This window comes from Microbacterium sp. 1.5R (assembly GCF_007667425.1).
Classification (GTDB): Bacteria; Actinomycetota; Actinomycetes; order Actinomycetales; family Microbacteriaceae; genus Microbacterium.
In genome coordinates, this window is record NZ_VDRC01000001.1 from 844,996 (window position 1) to 861,475 (window position 16,480).

The 16,480-nt window shown below is 65.7% G+C and carries 29 protein-coding genes; all 29 read right to left on the reverse strand.

Features of this window, described 5'->3' with window-relative positions; translation table 11 throughout:
* Nucleotides 1–24: 24 nt before the first annotated feature.
* The 29 genes from FSY98_RS04190 to rpsJ all read right to left on the reverse strand — a co-directional run bounded on the left by FSY98_RS04190 (nucleotide 25) and on the right by rpsJ (nucleotide 15,986).
* A complete protein-coding gene (locus FSY98_RS04190; RefSeq protein ID WP_144874247.1) occupies nucleotides 25–1,014 on the reverse strand; it encodes a DNA-directed RNA polymerase subunit alpha in 990 nt (329 codons plus the stop codon).
* 130 nt (nucleotides 1,015–1,144) lie between these two features.
* A complete protein-coding gene (gene rpsK / locus FSY98_RS04195) occupies nucleotides 1,145–1,543 on the reverse strand; it encodes a 30S ribosomal protein S11 (RefSeq protein ID WP_050722515.1) in 399 nt (132 codons plus the stop codon).
* Nucleotides 1,544–1,574: 31 nt separating this feature from the next.
* Complete coding sequence (gene rpsM, locus FSY98_RS04200; RefSeq protein WP_017829190.1) at nucleotides 1,575–1,949, reverse strand: 30S ribosomal protein S13; 375 nt, start codon at nucleotides 1,947–1,949, stop codon at nucleotides 1,575–1,577.
* Between the two features lie 179 nt (nucleotides 1,950–2,128).
* Nucleotides 2,129–2,245 (reverse strand): 50S ribosomal protein L36, encoded by a 117-nt coding sequence (rpmJ, locus tag FSY98_RS04205; RefSeq protein ID WP_005050492.1) that lies wholly within the window; start codon nucleotides 2,243–2,245, stop codon nucleotides 2,129–2,131.
* A 64-nt stretch (nucleotides 2,246–2,309) separates the two neighbouring features.
* Nucleotides 2,310–2,531 (reverse strand): translation initiation factor IF-1, encoded by a 222-nt coding sequence (gene infA / locus FSY98_RS04210; protein WP_017201569.1) that lies wholly within the window; start codon nucleotides 2,529–2,531, stop codon nucleotides 2,310–2,312.
* A gap of 178 nt (nucleotides 2,532–2,709) precedes the next feature.
* Nucleotides 2,710–3,381 carry a thioredoxin domain-containing protein gene (locus FSY98_RS04215; RefSeq protein ID WP_144874249.1) on the reverse strand — a complete coding sequence of 224 codons (672 nt, stop codon included), beginning with the start codon at nucleotides 3,379–3,381 and terminating at the stop codon, nucleotides 2,710–2,712.
* A 136-nt stretch (nucleotides 3,382–3,517) separates the two neighbouring features.
* The gene (gene map / locus FSY98_RS04220; protein WP_144874251.1) at nucleotides 3,518–4,366 is read right to left on the reverse strand and encodes a type I methionyl aminopeptidase; all 849 of its coding nucleotides are present in this window, start codon (nucleotides 4,364–4,366) and stop codon (nucleotides 3,518–3,520) included.
* Between the two features lie 10 nt (nucleotides 4,367–4,376).
* Nucleotides 4,377–4,973: an adenylate kinase gene (locus FSY98_RS04225; protein WP_144874253.1), complete on the reverse strand. Its 597-nt coding sequence runs from the start codon at nucleotides 4,971–4,973 to the stop codon at nucleotides 4,377–4,379.
* Complete coding sequence (gene secY / locus FSY98_RS04230; protein WP_096715102.1) at nucleotides 4,970–6,292, reverse strand: preprotein translocase subunit SecY; 1,323 nt, start codon at nucleotides 6,290–6,292, stop codon at nucleotides 4,970–4,972. Before secY ends, FSY98_RS04225 begins: the two co-directional genes overlap by 4 nt.
* Nucleotides 6,293–6,396: 104 nt before the next feature.
* Nucleotides 6,397–7,026, reverse strand: coding sequence for a 50S ribosomal protein L15 (gene rplO, locus FSY98_RS04235; RefSeq protein ID WP_144874255.1), 630 nt, complete (start codon nucleotides 7,024–7,026; stop codon nucleotides 6,397–6,399).
* Nucleotides 7,026–7,211, reverse strand: a complete 186-nt coding sequence (gene rpmD, locus FSY98_RS04240) for a 50S ribosomal protein L30 (RefSeq protein ID WP_067121122.1) — start codon at nucleotides 7,209–7,211, stop codon at nucleotides 7,026–7,028. The genes rplO and rpmD overlap by 1 nt, the downstream gene beginning before the upstream one ends.
* Nucleotides 7,211–7,912 (reverse strand): 30S ribosomal protein S5, encoded by a 702-nt coding sequence (gene rpsE, locus FSY98_RS04245; protein ID WP_096715100.1) that lies wholly within the window; start codon nucleotides 7,910–7,912, stop codon nucleotides 7,211–7,213. The genes rpmD and rpsE overlap by 1 nt, the downstream gene beginning before the upstream one ends.
* Complete coding sequence (gene rplR, locus FSY98_RS04250; protein WP_096715099.1) at nucleotides 7,909–8,268, reverse strand: 50S ribosomal protein L18; 360 nt, start codon at nucleotides 8,266–8,268, stop codon at nucleotides 7,909–7,911. The genes rpsE and rplR overlap by 4 nt, the downstream gene beginning before the upstream one ends.
* A 2-nt stretch (nucleotides 8,269–8,270) precedes the next feature.
* Complete coding sequence (gene rplF, locus FSY98_RS04255) at nucleotides 8,271–8,807, reverse strand: 50S ribosomal protein L6 (RefSeq protein WP_144874257.1); 537 nt, start codon at nucleotides 8,805–8,807, stop codon at nucleotides 8,271–8,273.
* 6 nt (nucleotides 8,808–8,813) lie between these two features.
* The gene (gene rpsH, locus FSY98_RS04260) at nucleotides 8,814–9,212 is read right to left on the reverse strand and encodes a 30S ribosomal protein S8 (RefSeq protein ID WP_144874259.1); all 399 of its coding nucleotides are present in this window, start codon (nucleotides 9,210–9,212) and stop codon (nucleotides 8,814–8,816) included.
* A 133-nt stretch (nucleotides 9,213–9,345) separates the two neighbouring features.
* Entirely contained in the window at nucleotides 9,346–9,936 is a 591-nt protein-coding gene (rplE, locus tag FSY98_RS04265; RefSeq protein WP_144874261.1) for a 50S ribosomal protein L5, read from the reverse strand.
* A complete protein-coding gene (rplX, locus tag FSY98_RS04270; RefSeq protein WP_144874263.1) occupies nucleotides 9,936–10,295 on the reverse strand; it encodes a 50S ribosomal protein L24 in 360 nt (119 codons plus the stop codon). The genes rplE and rplX overlap by 1 nt, the downstream gene beginning before the upstream one ends.
* 3 nt (nucleotides 10,296–10,298) lie before the next feature.
* The gene (rplN, locus tag FSY98_RS04275; RefSeq protein WP_053097479.1) at nucleotides 10,299–10,667 is read right to left on the reverse strand and encodes a 50S ribosomal protein L14; all 369 of its coding nucleotides are present in this window, start codon (nucleotides 10,665–10,667) and stop codon (nucleotides 10,299–10,301) included.
* Nucleotides 10,664–10,981 carry a 30S ribosomal protein S17 gene (gene rpsQ / locus FSY98_RS04280; RefSeq protein ID WP_144874265.1) on the reverse strand — a complete coding sequence of 106 codons (318 nt, stop codon included), beginning with the start codon at nucleotides 10,979–10,981 and terminating at the stop codon, nucleotides 10,664–10,666. Before rpsQ ends, rplN begins: the two co-directional genes overlap by 4 nt.
* The gene (gene rpmC / locus FSY98_RS04285) at nucleotides 10,981–11,298 is read right to left on the reverse strand and encodes a 50S ribosomal protein L29 (RefSeq protein ID WP_050722500.1); all 318 of its coding nucleotides are present in this window, start codon (nucleotides 11,296–11,298) and stop codon (nucleotides 10,981–10,983) included. The genes rpsQ and rpmC overlap by 1 nt, the downstream gene beginning before the upstream one ends.
* Nucleotides 11,298–11,717, reverse strand: coding sequence for a 50S ribosomal protein L16 (gene rplP, locus FSY98_RS04290; protein ID WP_144874267.1), 420 nt, complete (start codon nucleotides 11,715–11,717; stop codon nucleotides 11,298–11,300). The genes rpmC and rplP overlap by 1 nt, the downstream gene beginning before the upstream one ends.
* Nucleotides 11,717–12,472, reverse strand: a complete 756-nt coding sequence (rpsC, locus tag FSY98_RS04295) for a 30S ribosomal protein S3 (protein ID WP_144874269.1) — start codon at nucleotides 12,470–12,472, stop codon at nucleotides 11,717–11,719. The genes rplP and rpsC overlap by 1 nt, the downstream gene beginning before the upstream one ends.
* Nucleotides 12,472–12,870, reverse strand: a complete 399-nt coding sequence (rplV, locus tag FSY98_RS04300) for a 50S ribosomal protein L22 (protein WP_144874271.1) — start codon at nucleotides 12,868–12,870, stop codon at nucleotides 12,472–12,474. Before rplV ends, rpsC begins: the two co-directional genes overlap by 1 nt.
* Nucleotides 12,870–13,151: a 30S ribosomal protein S19 gene (gene rpsS / locus FSY98_RS04305; RefSeq protein ID WP_045278750.1), complete on the reverse strand. Its 282-nt coding sequence runs from the start codon at nucleotides 13,149–13,151 to the stop codon at nucleotides 12,870–12,872. The genes rplV and rpsS overlap by 1 nt, the downstream gene beginning before the upstream one ends.
* Nucleotides 13,152–13,163: 12 nt before the next feature.
* Entirely contained in the window at nucleotides 13,164–14,003 is an 840-nt protein-coding gene (gene rplB, locus FSY98_RS04310; RefSeq protein WP_144874273.1) for a 50S ribosomal protein L2, read from the reverse strand.
* Nucleotides 14,004–14,024: 21 nt separating this feature from the next.
* Nucleotides 14,025–14,348, reverse strand: coding sequence for a 50S ribosomal protein L23 (gene rplW / locus FSY98_RS04315; protein WP_017829206.1), 324 nt, complete (start codon nucleotides 14,346–14,348; stop codon nucleotides 14,025–14,027).
* Nucleotides 14,345–15,007 carry a 50S ribosomal protein L4 gene (rplD, locus tag FSY98_RS04320; RefSeq protein WP_144874275.1) on the reverse strand — a complete coding sequence of 221 codons (663 nt, stop codon included), beginning with the start codon at nucleotides 15,005–15,007 and terminating at the stop codon, nucleotides 14,345–14,347. The genes rplW and rplD overlap by 4 nt, the downstream gene beginning before the upstream one ends.
* A gap of 2 nt (nucleotides 15,008–15,009) precedes the next feature.
* Nucleotides 15,010–15,669 carry a 50S ribosomal protein L3 gene (gene rplC, locus FSY98_RS04325; protein WP_144874277.1) on the reverse strand — a complete coding sequence of 220 codons (660 nt, stop codon included), beginning with the start codon at nucleotides 15,667–15,669 and terminating at the stop codon, nucleotides 15,010–15,012.
* Nucleotides 15,670–15,677: 8 nt separating this feature from the next.
* Nucleotides 15,678–15,986: a 30S ribosomal protein S10 gene (gene rpsJ, locus FSY98_RS04330; protein WP_017201594.1), complete on the reverse strand. Its 309-nt coding sequence runs from the start codon at nucleotides 15,984–15,986 to the stop codon at nucleotides 15,678–15,680.
* Between the last annotated feature and the right edge of the window lie 494 nt (nucleotides 15,987–16,480).

Below are 16,480 nucleotides of genomic sequence, written 5' to 3' on the forward strand. Positions count from 1 at the left end.
CTCCTGGTCAGGAAGGGTCGGGTATCAGAAGGACTCGTCTTCGCTGCCGCCGTAGAAGTGGGCGCCGTCGAAACCGGGCACCGAATCCTTGAGCGACAGACCGAGCGAGATGAGCTTGTCGCGCACCTCGTCGACCGACTTCTGGCCGAAATTGCGGATGTTCATGAGCTGCGTCTCCGAGAGGGCGACGAGCTCCGACACGGTGTTGATGCCTTCGCGCTTCAGGCAGTTGTACGAGCGCACGGAGAGATCGAGGTCCTCGATCGGCATCGACAGCTCGCTGGAGTTCACAGCCTCCACCGGCGCCGGGCCGATCTCGATGCCCTCGGCCTCGACGTTCAGCTCGCGGGCGAGGCCGAACAGCTCGGTGAGCGTCTTGGCAGCCGACGCGACGGCGTCGCGGGGGCTGATCGAGTTCTTCGTCTCGACGTCCAGCACGAGCTTGTCGAAGTCGGTGCGCTCCCCGGCACGGGTCGCGTCGACGCGGTAGCTGACCTTCAGCACGGGCGAGTAGATCGAGTCGATCGGAATCTGACCGGCCTCGGCGTACTCGTTGCGGTTCTGCGTCGCGGAGACGTAGCCGCGGCCGCGCTCGATGGTGAGCTCCAGCTCGAACTTCGCGGTGTCGTTCAGCGTCGCGATGACGAGCTCGGGGTTGTGCACCTCGACACCGGCCGGAGCCGAGATGTCGGCGGCGGTCACTTCACCGGCACCGGTCTTGCGCAGGTACGCCGTGATGGGCTCGTCGCGCTCGCTCGAGACGACGAGCTGCTTGATGTTGAGGATGATCTCGGTGACATCCTCCTTCACGCCGGGGATGGTGCTGAACTCGTGCAGCACGCCGTCGATGCGAACGCTCGTGACGGCGGCACCGGGGATCGACGACAGCAGGCTGCGACGGAGCGCGTTGCCGATCGTGTATCCGAAGCCGGGCTCCAGAGGCTCGATGATGAACCGGCTCCGGTTCTCGACGATCTTTTCCTCGGTGAGTGTGGGACGCTGTGCAATGAGCACTCTGTGTTCCTTTCGATCACATGACCGCTATATGACATGTGGTGGGTGAGGTCTTGAGTTGTGGAAGTCGATGCCCGCTGACGGGCGTCGAGCCGCTCACCCGTGAGGGCGAGCGGCTCAACGAGCCGGGTCAGACGCGGCGACGCTTCGGCGGGCGGCAGCCGTTGTGCGCCTGCGGGGTGACGTCCGAGATCGAGCCGACCTCGAGGCCGGCGGCCTGGAGCGAGCGGATCGCGGTCTCGCGGCCGGAGCCCGGACCCTTCACGAGGACGTCGACCTTCTTGACGCCGTGCTCCGCAGCCTGGCGGGCGGCGGACTCGGCAGCCATACCGGCGGCGTACGGGGTCGACTTGCGCGAGCCCTTGAAGCCCACGCCACCCGACGATGCCCAGGCGATGACGGCGCCGGACGGGTCGGTGATCGAAACGATGGTGTTGTTGAACGTCGACTTGATGTGGGCCTGGCCCAGCGCGATGTTCTTCTTCTCCTTGCGGCGCGGCTTGCGCGCGGCGGCCTTGGGTGCAGCCATGAAAGTGTTCTCCTAGTCCCTGGGGCCGCGCTTAGCGGGCCTTCTTCTTGCCTGCGACGGTGCGCTTCGGGCCCTTGCGGGTACGGGCGTTGGTCTTGGTGCGCTGACCACGGACCGGGAGGCCACGACGGTGGCGGATGCCCTCGTAGGAGCCGATCTCGACCTTGCGGCGGATGTCTGCGGCGACCTCGCGGCGCAGGTCACCCTCCACCTTGTAGTTGCCTTCGATGTGGTCGCGGAGGGCGATCAGCTGGTCGTCGCTGAGGTCCTTCACGCGGATGCTCTCGTCGATCTCGGTCGCCTTGAGGATCTCGACCGAGCGGGTACGGCCGACGCCGTAGATGTAGGTAAGGGCGATCACCACGCGCTTGTCGCGCGGGATGTCAACGCCGGCAAGACGTGCCATGCGGTTCTCCTGAGTGTGATGGAGGTGTGGAGCAGGATCGGTGCTCGGGCCTCCGCCCCGAGGTGTCCCCCACCGGAGTGGGATCTGATCCTGCCAGTTCTTTCGGCCCGTGAGAGAGCGGAGCAAGACGCCCCCACGCTCACGCGACCTGTATTGAGTTGTGAGTCAGATCTGGGAGATCAGCCCTGGCGCTGCTTGTGGCGCGGGTTGCTCTTGCAGATCACCATGACGCGGCCGTGACGGCGGATCACCTTGCAGTGATCGCAGATGGGCTTGACGCTGGGGTTGACCTTCATGATGATTCCTGTTCGCTGTCTTCACCGGGCAGGCGTGATGCCTGGGGTGTTACTTCTCGACCGATCAGCGGTAGCGGTAGACGATGCGGCCGCGGGTCAAGTCGTAGGGGCTGAGCTCCACGACCACGCGGTCCTCGGGGATGATGCGGATGTAGTTCTGCCGCATCTTTCCGGAGATCGTTGCCAGGACCTTGTGTCCGTTGGAGAGCTCAACGCGGAACATCGCGTTGGGCAGAGCCTCGGAGATCACGCCCTCGATCTCGATGACACCGTCTTTCTTAGCCATAGCCTCGCTTGCGCTTCTGCAGACCGGTCGATCTGCGTTGTGAGTGGGATTGCGGTGTCTCACCGACTCGGACACGCCGAATCAAGGCACAAGGCACCAAAGATCTATGTTAGACGACGACGGGAGTTCCGGCAACCTGAGCAGGATGCCGGAACTCCCGTTTCGTGCGCGGAGCCGATCAGCCGAGCAGATCGGTGAACTGCTTGAAGTCCGCCTGGTCCTGGAGGTTGAGGCGCGTGCCGTTGATCTCGACCGTCGGGGTGCCGCCGATCTCGTTCTTCTTTGCCTGCGCCGCGCCGAACTTGCGGTAGGTCTCGTCGGTGATGCAGGACACCGCATCATCAGCACCTACCTGCGTCGCGTAGTCCGCCAGCTGATCGTTGGTCAGACCGGACGAGTTCTCGGCGGGCTGGTTGTCGAACAGCGTCTTCGCGTAGTCGAGGTAGAGGTCGGGGTTGGACTCGGCGACGCAGACCGCAGCACCCGCCGAGCGGGACGAGTAGTCCGTGCCCTGCGAGTAGCGGTCGAGGATGGCGATCGGGTGGTACTCGAGCGTGATGCGGCCGTCCGCGGCGGCGGCCTCCAGCTCGGCACCGTACTGCTCCTCGAAGCTCTTGCAGACGGGGCACTGGAAATCGACGAAGACCGACACGGTATCCTCCCCGTCGCCGAAGCCGATCGACCCGGTGTCGGAGTTGAAGGTGTCATTGCTCGCGGGCGCCGCCCCAGGGTCGGTCGCCTGGTTGTTGAGGAGGACGACGACGAAGGCGAGGACGGCCAGCACGACCACCACGGCCGCCGAGACGCCGATCACGAACCAGTTGGTGTTGCTGCTCTTCGCGGCTGCCATGGGGTTCCGTTTCTGTCGAGGCCCGCTCAGAACGGACCCGGCTTGAAGTCTGCGGGTGCATGCGCACCCATACACATCCATTGTGCCCGCAGAAACCTATGCGCCGGTTGTGACGGCCGGGGCCGATACGACCTCGTTACGCGATCGGTGCGGGGGTCACGCCGAACGGCGCGAGGCCCGCCGCTCCCCCGTCGGGCGCGGTGAGCACCCAGATGCCCTGCGCGTGCACCGCGACGCTGTGCTCCCAGTGCGAGCCGTCGGAGCCGTCGGTGGTCGAGACGGTCCAGTCGTCCTCCTCGACGAAGGTCTCCTCGCCGCCGGCGGTCACCATGGGTTCGATCGCGAGCACGAGCCCGGGCTTGACCTCTGCCCCGGGGTCGGGAGTGCGGTAGTTGAACACGCTCGGCGCCTCGTGCATCTTGCGGCCGATGCCGTGGCCCACGTACTCGCGCAGGATGCCGTACGTGCGGCCGGACACCTCAGAGACGCCCTGCGCCTCGATGTATCCCTGGATCGCCGCACCGAGGTCGCCCAGGTGCGATGCCGAGGCCATGGCCGCGATGCCCGCCCACATCGACCCCTCGGTGACACGGGAGAGCTCCTCGCGGCGAGCGACGAGCTCGGGGCGGGTGTCGTCGCGGACGACGACCGTGATCGCGCTGTCGCCGTTCCAGCCCTGGTACTGAGCTCCGCAGTCGATTGAGACGATGTCGCCCGCTTCGAGAACCCGCTCACCCGGGATGCCGTGCACGACCTCCTCGTTGACCGAGATGCAGGTTGTGTGGCGGTAACCGCGCACGAGCTGGAAGTTCGACTCGGCCCCGCGCTCGAGGATGACGCGATTCGCCTCGGCATCGAGCTCGAGCGTCGTCACCCCCGGGCGGATCAGCGGACGAACGGCATCCAGCGCCGCGGCCGTGATGAGACCCGGCTCCACCATCGAGCGGAGCTGAGCGGGGGTCTTGTAGATCGACCGGCGGAACATCGTGAGGCGATCAGGCGGCGAGACGCAGGCCGCGGGCGGCCAGCGCCGCGAACACGCGATCGGTGATCTCGTCGAGCGAACCGACGCCGTCGATGCGGTCGACGATGCCCCGCTCGCCGTACACCTCGAGGATCGGGGCCGTCTCGTGCTCGTAGATGTCGAGGCGGTGGGCGATCGCAGCTTCCGTGTCGTCGGAGCGTCCCTGCTCCGCTGCGCGGAGCTTCAGACGCGCCATGCTCTCGTCGCGGGGCACGTCGAGCAGGATGACCGCGTCGAGGGACTCGCCCCGTGCGCCGAGGAACTCCTCGAGGTGCGCCACCTGCGCTGTGTTGCGCGGGTATCCGTCGAGCAGGAATCCGTTCGCCGCGTCATCTTGCGACAGGCGGTCTCGCACGATCTCGCTGGTCAGCTCGTCGGGGACGAGATCGCCCCTGTCGAGGATCTCGGTGACCTGCTGCCCGAGTGGCGTGCCCTCTTTGATGTTCGCGCGGAACATGTCGCCGGTCGAGACGACGGGGATGCCGTAGGACTCGGCGATGCGGACACCCTGCGTGCCCTTGCCGGATCCCTGGGGACCGACGATGAGGAGACGAGCGGATGCTGTCATCGGAGGAGCCCTTCGTAGTGACGCTGCTGGAGCTGCGCATCGATCTGCTTGACCGTCTCGAGACCCACACCGACGATGATGAGGATCGAGGCGCCGCCGAACGGGAAGTTCTGGTTGGCGCCGACGGTGGCGAGGGCGATGAGCGGGATGAGCGCGATCAGACCGAGGTAGATCGAGCCGGGCAGCGTGATGCGCGTGAGCACGTAGTCGAGGTACTCGGCGGTCGGACGACCGGCACGGATGCCGGGGATGAAGCCGCCGTACTTCTTCATGTTGTCGGCGACCTCAACCGGGTTGAACGTGATCGCGACGTAGAAGTAGGTGAAGCCGATGATCAGCAGGAAGTACGCCGCCATGTAGATCGGGTGGTTGCCCGTGGTGAAGTACGTGCTGATCCAGGTGACCCACGCGGCGGGCTCAGAGCCGTCCTGCGGGGTGTTGAACTGGGCGATCAGGGCAGGGATGTAGAGCAGCGACGATGCGAAGATCACGGGGATCACACCCGCCATGTTCACCTTGATCGGGATGTAGGTGTTGGTGCCGCCGAACGTGCGACGACCGACCATGCGCTTCGCGTACTGCACCGGGATGCGGCGCTGCGACTGCTCGACGAATACGACGAGCCCCATCACGATGATGCCGACGAGGAGCACGAGCAGGAAGACCTCGAAACCGCGGCTCTCCCAGATCAGCCACATGGCGCCGGGGAAGGTCGCGGCGATGGAGGTGAAGATGAGCAGCGACATGCCGTTGCCGATGCCGCGCTCGGTGACGAGCTCGGCGAACCACATGATGAGGCCCGTACCGGCGGTCATCGCCATGATGATGAGCAGCTGCGCCCACCACACGTCGTTCGTGAGCAGGTTCTGGCAGGCGGCGACGTCGGTGGTGCCGAACAGCTGACCGCTGCGGGCGACGGTCACGAGCGTGGTCGACTGCAGAAGCGCCAGCGCGATCGTGAGGTAGCGCGTGTACTGCGTCAGCTTGGACTGGCCGGCCTGACCCTCTTTGTGCAGGGCCTCGAAGTGCGGGATGACCACGCGGAGCAGCTGGGTGATGATCGTCGCCGTGATGTACGGCATCACACCCAGCGCGAAGATGGAGAGCTGGAGGAGCGCCCCGCCGGAGAAGAGGTTGACCAGACCGAGCAGTCCCTCAGTGCCCGAGTTGAGTGCGAGGCACTCCTCGACGTTCGGGAAGTTCACGAACGGAGCGGGGACGTTGGAGCCCAGTCGGTAGATCGCGACGATGGCGAGAGTGAAACCGATCTTCCGACGCAGGTCGGGCGTGCGGAAGATCCGCGCGATGGCGCTAAACAAGGGACGTTCCTCCTGAAAAGGTTGCCGGTCCCTGAAGGACGGCTGAAAGAACAGGCTAACCCATAAGAGGGGCCGGAGAATCTCCGACCCCTCTCACGAAGTGGTTACTTGACGGATCCGCCCGCTGCCACGATCTTCTGCTCGGCAGAACCCGAGACCTTGTCGACCGCGACGGTGAGCTTCACGGCGATGTCGCCGTTGCCGAGAACCTTGACCTTCTCGTTCTTGCGAACCGCACCCTTGGCGACCAGGTCGCTCACGGTGACGTCGCCACCCTGGGGGTAGAGCTCCGCGAGCTTCTCCAGGTTCACGACCTGGTACTCGACGCGGAACGGGTTCTTGAACCCGCGCAGCTTCGGGGTTCGCATGTGCAGAGGCATCTGCCCACCCTCGAAGCCGACGCGAACGGTGTTGCGCGCCTTCGTACCCTTGGTGCCGCGACCCGCGGTCTTACCCTTGGAACCCTCACCGCGACCGACACGGGTCTTCGCGGTGTTGGATCCGGGGACCGGACGCAGGTGGTGCACCTTGAGGACGCCGGGACGCGATGCCGGAGCATCGGTCTTCGGCGCAGCCTTCTTGGCGGCGGGCTTCTTGGCGGCAGCCTCGGCCTTGGAGTCGGCCGCAGCGGCGGACGACTTCTTGGCGGCGGGCTTCTTCTCTGCGGCAGCCTTGGGAGCGGCAGCCTTCTTCGGGGCCTTCTCGGCCTCGACGGCTTCGTTCTTCTCAGCCATTAGTCGATCTCCTCAACCTTCACGAGGTGCGCGACGGTCTTGACGTAGCCGCGCGTCTGCGCGTCGTCGGGGCGGACGGTGCTGTCACCGATCCGCTTGAGACCGAGCGAACGCAGCGTGTCGCGCTGGTTCTGCTTCTCACTCACCTTGGACTTGATCTGCGTGACCTTGAGCCGGGCGGCCATCAGGCACCTACCTTCTGTGCGGCGATGGCGTCAGCCTCGGCGCGGACAAGACGCGCGGGGGCGACCTGGTCGAACTCGAGGCCACGACGAGCGGCGACCGCACGGGGCTCCTCGAGCTGCTTCAGCGCCTCCACCGTCGCGTGCACGATGTTGATCGTGTTCGACGAGCCGAGCGACTTCGACAGCACGTCGTGGATTCCGGCGCACTCGAGCACGGCGCGCACAGGACCACCCGCGATGACACCGGTACCGGCAGCGGCCGGACGCAGCAGCACGACGCCGGCAGCGGCCTCGCCCTGCACGGGGTGCGGGATGGTGCTCGCGACGCGCGGCACGCGGAAGAAGTTGCGCTTGGCCTCTTCGACACCCTTCGAGATCGCCAGGGGGACCTCGCGGGCCTTGCCGTAGCCGACGCCCACCAGACCGTTGCCGTCGCCGACGACCACGAGAGCGGTGAAGCTGAAGCGACGACCACCCTTCACGACCTTCGAGACGCGGTTGATGGTGACGACGCGCTCCAGGAACTGGTTGTCGCCACGGTCGCGGGAGTTGCGGTCGCGACCACCCTGGTTGCGGTCACCACGGCCGCCACGGCGGCCGTCGCGCTGGTCGCGAGACGGCTCGGACTGCGTGGTGCCTGCAGCGGTCTCGGAAGTGGCAGCAGCCGCTTCGGTCACTTCGTTCTCCTTGTTGTCACTCACAGTGCCAGGCCTCCTTCACGAGCGCCCTCGGCGATGGCGGCGACACGACCCGCGTAGCGGTTACCGCCACGGTCGAACACTGCCTCGGAAACGCCGGCGGCCTTCGCACGCTCGGCGACGAGCTCGCCGACCTTGCGAGCCTTGGCGGTCTTGTCACCCTCGAACCCGCGCAGGTCGGTCTCGAGCGTCGAAGCCGACGCCACGGTGTGACCCTTGCTGTCGTCGACGAGCTGCACGAAGACGTGGCGAGCCGAACGGTTGACGACGAGGCGCGGACGCACCTCGGTGCCCACGACCTTCTTGCGAAGGCGGGCGTGACGACGCGCGCGGGCGTCAGACTTTGACTTGAGAGCCATGGTTACTTACCACTCTTTCCGGCCTTGCGACGCACGTTCTCGCCGGCGTAGCGCACGCCCTTGCCCTTGTACGGCTCGGGCTTGCGGATCTTGCGGATGTTGGCAGCTGCCTCGCCGACAGCCTGCTTGTCGATCCCGCTGACGGTGAGCTTGTTCGTGCCCTCGACCGTGAGCGTGATGCCGGCGGGCGGGTCGATGAGGACCGGGTGCGAGAAGCCGAGAGCGAACTCGACCGAGCTGCCCTTCTGCGCCACGCGGTAACCGGTGCCGACGACCTCGAGGCCCTTGGAGTAGCCCTGGGTCACGCCGATGATGTTGTTGTTGATGAGAGTGCGGGTCAGGCCGTGGAGCGACCGCGACTCGCGCTCGTCGTCGGGGCGGGTGACGAGAACCTGGTTCTCCTCGACCGCGACCTCGATGGGGGTGGCCACCGTGAGGGTCAGTTCACCCTTGGGGCCCTTCACCGCGACCTCACGGCCGGCGACCGAAACGGTCACGCCCGAGGGAACGTCGATGGGAAGTCGTCCGATACGCGACATCTGGGATCACCACACGTAGGCGAGAACTTCTCCGCCCACGCCCTTCTGCTCAGCCTGACGGTCGGTGAGAAGACCGGAGGAGGTGGACAGGATGGCCACGCCGAGGCCGCCGAGGACCTTGGGGAGCTCGGTCGACTTCGCGTACACGCGGAGACCGGGCTTCGACACGCGCTTGATGCCCGCGATCGAACGCTCACGGTTGGGACCGTACTTGAGCTGCAGCGTGAGGTTGGTGCCGACGCGGGCGGGAGCGGTGTCCCAACCGGCGATGTAACCCTCCTGCTGGAGGATCTCGGCGATGTGCGTCTTGAGCTTGCTCGACGGCAGGGTCACGGAGTCGTGGTGCGCCGAGTTCGCGTTGCGCAGACGGGTCAGCATGTCTGCGACCGGGTCTGTCATTGTCATGGGTGTTTTCCTTCGTTCATGAGGTTCCGGCTGCCGTTACACGACAGACGGCCTGCGATGAGCACGCAATCTTCAATTGTACGTGCACTTCGACGGGCTCAGTGACCATCGGCCGCTGAGCCCGTCAAAGGTGTTACGCCTGGGCGTCGTCCGTCCGGAACGGGAAGCCGAGGTGACGCAGCAAAGCGCGACCCTCGTCGTCCGTCTTCGCGGTGGTGACGACGGTGATGTCGAAACCGCGGACCCGGTCGATCCTGTCCTGGTCGATCTCGTGGAACACGCTCTGCTCCTGGAGACCGAAGGTGTAGTTGCCGTTGCCGTCGAACTGCTTGGCCGACAGTCCGCGGAAGTCGCGGATGCGGGGCAGTGCGAGCGAGACGAGGCGGTCGACGAACTCCCACGCACGGTCACCGCGGAGGGTGACGTGCGCGCCGATGGCCTGACCCTCACGCAGCTTGAACTGCGCGATGGACTTACGGGCCTTCGTGACGATCGGCTTCTGGCCGGTGATCTTGGTGAGGTCGTCGACCGCACCATCGATCACCTTGCTGTCGCGAGCTGCCTCGCCGACACCGGTGTTCACGACGACCTTGACCAGACCGGGGATCTGCATGACGTTCGAGTAACCGAACTCGTCCTGCATCGCCTTCTTGATCTCGGCGTTGTACTTCGCCTTCAGGCGGGGCTGGATCTTGCCAGCCACCGCGGCGTCGGTCGTTGCCATCAGAGGTCCTTACCGCTCTTCTTCGCGAAGCGCACGCGGACGGTGCGCTTGACGCCGTCCTTGGTCTGCTCCTCGACACGGTGACCGACCTTGGTCGGCTTCTTGGTCGAGGGGTCGACGAGTGCGACGTTCGAGATGTGGATGGAGGCCTCGACAGTCTCGAGGCCGCCCGTCTTGGTGCCACGCTGCGTCTGTCCGACACGCGTGTGCTTGGTGACGTAGTTCACGCCTTCGACGATCACGCGGTTCTTCTCGGCGAGGACCTCGAGGACCTTGCCCTGCTTGCCGCGGTCGCCGCCACGCTCCTGCGTCGCTCCGGTGATGACCTGAACCAGGTCACCCTTCTTGATCTTCGCCATGACTTAGATAACCTCCGGCGCCAGCGAGACGATCTTCATGAACTTCTTGTCACGAAGCTCGCGGCCGACCGGCCCGAAGATACGGGTGCCGCGGGGCTCCCCGTCGTTCTTCAGGATCACGGCGGCGTTCTCGTCGAACTTGATGTACGAGCCGTCGGGACGGCGCGTGGACTTGACCGTGCGAACGATGACGGCCTTGACCACATCGCCCTTCTTGACGTTGCCGCCGGGGATCGCGTCCTTGACCGTCGCGACGATGGTGTCGCCCAGACCCGCGTAGCGGCGGCGCGAGCCACCGAGGACGCGGATCGTGAGCAGTTCCTTCGCGCCGGTGTTGTCGGCGACCTTGAGGCGGGATTCCTGCTGAATCACTTGGCCTTCTCCAGAATCTCCACCAGACGCCAGCGCTTGGTCGCGCTCAGCGGGCGGGTCTCGTTGATCAGGACGAGGTCGCCGATGCCGGCGGAGTTCGCCTCATCGTGAGCCTTGACCTTCGAGGTGCGGCGGATGACCTTGCCGTAAAGCGGGTGCTTCACGCGGTCCTCGACCTCGACCACGATGGTCTTGTCCATCTTGTCGCTGACGACGTAGCCACGGCGGGCCTTGCGGTAACCGCGGGCGTCGACGTCGCGGACGTCGTGCGCGCCGTGCTCGACCTCAGCGGCTGCAGCCTTCTTCTCAGCCATCACTCGGCCTCTTCCTTCACGGCGTCGTCAGCGGCATCCGCCTTCTTCGCCTTCGACTTGGACGCCTTCTTCGCCGGAGCCTCGACGGGAGCGGGCGTCGCACGGATGCCCAACTCGCGCTCGCGGATCACGGTGTAGAGGCGCGCGATGTCGCGCTTGACGGCGCGGATGCGGCCGTGGCTCTCCAGCTGACCGGTGGCCGACTGGAAACGGAGGTTGAACAGCTCCTCCTTGGCCTTGCGCAGCTCCTCGACGAGGCGCTGGTCTTCGAACGTGTCGAGCTCTGCCGGAGCGAGCTCCTTGGTGCCGATCGCCATTACGCGTCGCCCTCCTCGCGCTTGATGATGCGTGCCTTGAGCGGCAGCTTGTGGATTGCTCGGGTCAGTGCTTCACGAGCGAGTTCCTCGTTGACACCGGCGACCTCGAAGAGGACGCGACCCGGCTTGACATTGGCGACCCACCACTCGGGCGAGCCCTTACCGGAACCCATGCGGGTCTCAGCCGGCTTCTTGGTGAGCGGGCGGTCGGGGTAGATGTTGATCCACACCTTTCCACCACGCTTGATGTGACGGGTCATCGCGATACGAGCGGACTCGATCTGACGGTTCGTCACGTACGCCGGCGTGAGCGCCTGGATGCCGTACTCGCCGAAGGAGACCTTCGTGCCACCGGTAGCCTGGCCATCACGCTTCGGGTGATGCTGCTTGCGGTACTTGACCTTGCGGGGAATAAGCATCAGGCAGACGCTCCTTCTGCGACGGGGGCCTCGTTGCGCGGCGCGCGGCGGCGGTCGCCACCACGGTCGTCACGACGGGACTTCGGTGCGTTGGCCTGCTCGCGAGCAAGCTCCTTGGCGGTGAGGTCGCCCTTGTAGATCCAGACCTTCACGCCGATGCGGCCGAAGGTGGTCTTCGCCTCGTAGAAGCCGTAGTCGATGTTCGCGCGCAGCGTGTGCAGCGGCACACGACCCTCGCGGTAGAACTCCGAGCGGCTCATCTCGGCGCCGCCGAGGCGGCCGGAGACCTGGATGCGGATGCCCTTGGCACCAGCGCGCTGCGCGCCCTGGAGACCCTTGCGCATCGCACGACGGAACGCCACGCGAGCAGAGAGCTGCTCGGCGATGCCCTGGGCGACGAGCTGAGCGTCGGCCTCGGGGTTCTTGACCTCGAGGATGTTCAGCTGGATCTGCTTGCCCGTGAGCTTCTCGAGGTCGCCGCGGATGCGCTCGGCCTCTGCACCACGACGACCGATCACGATGCCCGGACGGGCGGTGTGGATGTCGACGCGGACGCGGTCACGGGTGCGCTCGATCTCGATGTTCGAGACACCGGCGCGGTCGAGCTGCGTCTGCAGCAGACGACGGATCTTGATGTCCTCGGCGACGTAGTCGGCGTAGCGCTGACCGGCCTTCGTGGAATCAGAGAACCACCGCGACACGTGGTCAGTGGTGATGCCGAGACGGAAGCCGTACGGGTTTACCTTCTGTCCCATTACTTGCTCGCCTTCTTGTTGCTGTCGCCCGCAGCGGCCGGAGCCGCCTCAGGCGTCGAGAGCACGACCGTGATGTGGCTCGTGCGCTTCTTGATCTGGAAAGCGCGACCCTGTGCACGGGGCTGGAAACGCTTGAGCGTCGTGCCCTCGTCGACGTAGGCGTTAGCCACGTACAGGTCCTGCTCGTCGAGGAACTCGCCGTCACGATCCGCCTTGACCTGCGCGTTGGCCATGGCCGACGCGACAAGCTTGTAGATCGGCTCACTGGCGGACTGCTGTGCGAACTTCAGGATCGCCAGCGCCTCCTGGGCCTGCTTGCCCTTGATGAGCGCGACGACACGACGAGCCTTCTGAGGGGTCACGCGAATGTGCTTCACGCGTGCGATGGATTCGACCATTAGCGGCGCCGCCCCTTCTTGTCGTCCTTCTCGTGGCCGCGGAAGGTGCGGGTGGGCGCGAACTCGCCCAGCTTGTGACCGACCATGGTCTCCGACACAAACACGGGGATGTGCTTGCGACCGTCGTGGACCGCGATCGTGTGACCCAGCATGGCCGGGATGATCATGGACCGACGCGACCAGGTCTTGATGACGTTCTTCGTGCCCTTTTCGTTCTGACCGATCACCTTGCGAAGCAGGTGCTCGTCGACGAAGGGGCCCTTCTTGAGACTGCGAGGCATCTTCTCTTACTCCTACTTGCGCTTCTTGCCGGCGTTACGGCGACGCACGATGTACTTGTCGCTTTCTTTGTTGGCGTGACGGGTACGACCCTCAGCCTGGCCCCAGGGGGTGACGGGGTGACGACCACCGGACGTCTTGCCCTCACCACCACCGTGCGGGTGGTCGACCGGGTTCATCGCGACACCACGGACGGTGGGACGGACGCCGAGCCAGCGCTTGCGGCCGGCCTTGCCCCAGTTGATGTTCGACTGCTCGGCGTTGCCGACCTCGCCGATGGTCGCGCGGCAGCGCGCATCGACGTTGCGGATCTCGCCCGAGGGGAGACGCAGCTGAGCGTAGGGGCCGTCCTTCGCGACGAGACGGACGGATGCACCGGCCGAACGCGCGAGCTTGGCACCGCCGCCGGGACGGAGCTCGATCGCGTGGATCACCGTACCGGTCGGGATGTTCTTCAGCGGGAGGTTGTTGCCCGGCTTGATGTCGGCGCCTGCACCCGACTCGATGATGTCGCCCTGCTTCAGCTTGTTCGGCGCGATGATGTAGCGCTTCTCGCCGTCCAGGTAGTGCAGCAGCGCGATGCGAGCCGTGCGGTTGGGGTCGTACTCGATGTGAGCGACCTTGGCGTTGATGCCGTCCTTGTCGTTACGACGGAAGTCGATGACACGGTACTGGCGCTTGTGGCCACCACCGATGTGACGGGTCGTGATGCGGCCCTGGTTGTTGCGACCACCGGTCTTGGCGAGCGGGCGCAGCAGCGACTTCTCCGGCGTCGATCGGGTGATCTCGGCGAAGTCAGCCACCGACGAGCCGCGGCGGCCCGGGGTCGTGGGCTTGTACTTGCGAATAGCCATGATTGTCCTTTATCCCCCGGATCAGCCGATTGCCGTGAAGATGTCGATGGTGCCCGACTTCAGGGTCACGATGGCGCGCTTGGTGTCCTTGCGCTTGCCGGTGCCGAAGCGGGTGCGACGAGCCTTGCCGACGCGGTTGAGGGTGTTGACCCCTGCGACCTTGACGCCGAAGATCTTCTCGATGGCGAGCTTGATCTCGGTCTTCGAAGCGCGCGGGTCCACGAGGAACGTGTACTTGCCCTCGTCGATCAGACCGTAGCTCTTCTCGGACACGACCGGCTTCAGGATGATGTCGCGCGGGTCCTTGTTCAGGGCCGTCTGGAGAACAGATGCCTGCTCGCTCATGCGGAGACCTCCTGGTTGGCGCCGGACTTCGAGGAGATGAACGCCTCGAGAGCGGCCTGGGTGAAGACGATGTCGTCGGAGACGAGCACGTCGTAGGCGTTGAGCTGGTCGAACGACAGCACGTGGAGGTTCGACAGGTTGCGGATGCTCTTCAGCGTCACGTCGTCGTTGCGCTCGATCACGACGAGAACGTTCTTCGACGACACGACGTTGGTGAGGAAGTTCACCGCGGTCTTGGTCGAGGGCGTTCCGTCGATCCCGAAGGACTCGATGGCGTGGATGCGGTCGCCGCGGAAGCGGTCGCTGAGCGCGCCCAGCAGGGCGGCGGCGATCATCTTCTTGGGGGTGCGCTGCGAGTAGTCGCGCGGCTTCGGTCCGTGGACGATGCCACCACCGGTCATGTGCGGCGCGCGGATGGAGCCCTGACGGGCATTACCCGTGCCCTTCTGCTTGAAGGGCTTGCGGCCGGCACCCGAGACCTCGCCACGACGCTTGGTCGAGTGCGTGCCCTGGCGAGCCGCCGCGAGCTGCGCGACGACGACCTGGTGGATGAGCGGGATGTTCGTCTTGGCGTCGAACAGGGCGGCGGGAAGCTCGATCGAGCCAGCCTTCTTGCCGTCTGCCTTGAGGACGTCAAGCGCGAGAGTGGAGTCAGCCATGATCAGGCACCCTTCACTGCGTTGCGGACGTAGACGATGCGGCCACGAGCACCGGGGACGGCGCCCTTGACGAGCAGCAGACCCTTCTCGATGTCGACGGCGTGCACCGTGAGGTTCAGGACGGTCACGCGCTCGCCACCCATACGGCCGGCCATGCGCATGCCCTTGAAGACGCGGCTCGGGGTCGACGATGCGCCGATGGAGCCGGGCTTGCGGTGGTTGCGGTGCGAACCGTGCGATGCCGAGACGCCCTTGAAGTTGTGACGCTTCATGACACCGGCGAAGCCCTTGCCCTTGCTCGTGCCGACGACGTCGACGAGCTGGCCGGCCTCGAAGGTGCCGTCGACCGTGAGCTCCTGGCCCAGGGTGTAGTCGCCGGCGTCCGCGGTGCGGATCTCGGTGACGTGACGACGCGGCGTGACGCCGGCTGCCTCGAAGTGAGCCGTGAGGGGCTTGTTCACCTTGCGGGGGTCGATCTGCCCGTACGCGATCTGCACGGCGTTGTAGCCGTCGACCTCGGGGGTGCGGATCTGCGTGACCACGTTCGAGGCGAGCTCGATGACGGTGACGGGAACGAGCTTGCCGTTCTCGTTCCAGACCTGGGTCATGCCGAGCTTCGTGCCGAGCATGCCCTTGGAAATCTTTGCGTTGATGTCAGCCATGTCGAACCTCAGAGCTTGATCTCGATGTTGACGTCGGCCGGCAGGTCGAGGCGCATCAGCGAGTCGACGGCCTTGGGCGTCGGGTCGACGATGTCGATCAGACGCTTGTGGGTGCGCATCTCGAAGTGCTCGCGGCTGTCCTTGTACTTGTGGGGCGACCGGATGACGCACACGACGTTCTTCTCGGTCGGAAGGGGCACGGGACCGACGACGGTCGCGCCCGCGCGGGTCACGGTGTCCACGATCTTGCGTGCGGACGTGTCGATGACCTCGTGGTCGTACGACTTCAGGCGAATGCGGATCTTCTGTCCCGCCATTGTCTGCTCTCTCTCTTTAAGCGTCTTACCGTCCTGGGCCGGGTGACCCAGGGGCATTGGACGCACGTCGGCGCTGTTCGCGCCTCGGCACTCGATCGGTTCTGCGAACCGGTCTGCGCACCACTGTTCTTCTGTCAGCCCGCGCACCTTTCGGCGAGCGGATTGCCGACCTCCGCCGCGCACGGCGAAGCCCTTGTGATGAAGGTGTCGGGAGCGTCCTGCCACCCGCGGCCTAGGTCCCTGCGCTGTCGCGCCGCCTATGCACTGCCCTGGTGGTGATCCGACGCACGCTGCGCACGCCGGAATGTCGAACCTGACTATTCTGCCACGGCGGTTTTCCGTTGTGCAAACCCGGGCGTGTCGCGCTTGCTGAGCATCTCCTGAGACACCCCGAGGCAGGGCGGGACGATCCCGTCGGCGGGGGCGCGGAGCCGGGCGTCAGGGGGAGAGCGGGGCGAGGCATCCCCATGCCTCGCCCCGCTTGGGGAGGGCGT

Excerpts from the sequence above, each read along its gene's own strand:
- rpsQ (WP_144874265.1), bottom strand. The coding sequence starts at position 10,981 with ATGGCTGAGAAGAAGGCTGCAGCCGCTGAGGTCGAGCACGGCGCGCAC.
- rpmC (WP_050722500.1), bottom strand. The coding sequence starts at position 11,298 with ATGGCGATCGGCACCAAGGAGCTCGCTCCGGCAGAGCTCGACACGTTC.
- FSY98_RS04225 (WP_144874253.1), bottom strand. The coding sequence starts at position 4,973 with ATGACAGCATCCGCTCGTCTCCTCATCGTCGGTCCCCAGGGATCCGGC.
- rplD (WP_144874275.1), bottom strand. The coding sequence starts at position 15,007 with ATGGCTGACTCCACTCTCGCGCTTGACGTCCTCAAGGCAGACGGCAAG.
- infA (WP_017201569.1), bottom strand. The coding sequence starts at position 2,531 with ATGGCTAAGAAAGACGGTGTCATCGAGATCGAGGGCGTGATCTCCGAG.
- FSY98_RS04215 (WP_144874249.1), bottom strand. The coding sequence starts at position 3,381 with ATGGCAGCCGCGAAGAGCAGCAACACCAACTGGTTCGTGATCGGCGTC.
- rplC (WP_144874277.1), bottom strand. The coding sequence starts at position 15,669 with ATGGCTGACATCAACGCAAAGATTTCCAAGGGCATGCTCGGCACGAAG.
- rpsK (WP_050722515.1), bottom strand. The coding sequence starts at position 1,543 with ATGGCTGCACCCAAGGCCGCCGCGCGCAAGCCGCGCCGCAAGGAGAAG.
- rpmD (WP_067121122.1), bottom strand. The coding sequence starts at position 7,211 with ATGGCCGCCCGGCTCAAGGTCACGCAGATCAAGTCCAAGGTGAGTGAG.
- rplE (WP_144874261.1), bottom strand. The coding sequence starts at position 9,936 with ATGGCAACGACCGACGCCGCGGTGGCTGGCAAGATCCAGCCCCGCCTG.
- rplR (WP_096715099.1), bottom strand. The coding sequence starts at position 8,268 with ATGGCTCTCAAGTCAAAGTCTGACGCCCGCGCGCGTCGTCACGCCCGC.
- rpsC (WP_144874269.1), bottom strand. The coding sequence starts at position 12,472 with ATGGGACAGAAGGTAAACCCGTACGGCTTCCGTCTCGGCATCACCACT.
- rplW (WP_017829206.1), bottom strand. The coding sequence starts at position 14,348 with ATGAGCGAGCAGGCATCTGTTCTCCAGACGGCCCTGAACAAGGACCCG.
- rpsM (WP_017829190.1), bottom strand. The coding sequence starts at position 1,949 with ATGGCACGTCTTGCCGGCGTTGACATCCCGCGCGACAAGCGCGTGGTG.
- rpmJ (WP_005050492.1), bottom strand. The coding sequence starts at position 2,245 with ATGAAGGTCAACCCCAGCGTCAAGCCCATCTGCGATCACTGCAAGGTG.
- map (WP_144874251.1), bottom strand. The coding sequence starts at position 4,366 with ATGTTCCGCCGGTCGATCTACAAGACCCCCGCTCAGCTCCGCTCGATG.
- rpsJ (WP_017201594.1), bottom strand. The coding sequence starts at position 15,986 with ATGGCGGGACAGAAGATCCGCATTCGCCTGAAGTCGTACGACCACGAG.
- rpsS (WP_045278750.1), bottom strand. The coding sequence starts at position 13,151 with ATGCCTCGCAGTCTCAAGAAGGGCCCCTTCGTCGACGAGCACCTGCTT.
- rplV (WP_144874271.1), bottom strand. The coding sequence starts at position 12,870 with ATGGTCGAATCCATCGCACGCGTGAAGCACATTCGCGTGACCCCTCAG.
- rpsH (WP_144874259.1), bottom strand. The coding sequence starts at position 9,212 with ATGACAATGACAGACCCGGTCGCAGACATGCTGACCCGTCTGCGCAAC.
- rplX (WP_144874263.1), bottom strand. The coding sequence starts at position 10,295 with ATGGCGAAGATCAAGAAGGGTGACCTGGTTCAGGTCATCACCGGAGCG.
- rplO (WP_144874255.1), bottom strand. The coding sequence starts at position 7,026 with ATGGCTGAGAAGAACGAAGCCGTCGAGGCCGAGAAGGCCCCGAAGAAG.
- rplP (WP_144874267.1), bottom strand. The coding sequence starts at position 11,717 with ATGCTTATTCCCCGCAAGGTCAAGTACCGCAAGCAGCATCACCCGAAG.
- rplF (WP_144874257.1), bottom strand. The coding sequence starts at position 8,807 with ATGTCGCGTATCGGACGACTTCCCATCGACGTTCCCTCGGGCGTGACC.
- rplB (WP_144874273.1), bottom strand. The coding sequence starts at position 14,003 with ATGGCTATTCGCAAGTACAAGCCCACGACCCCGGGCCGCCGCGGCTCG.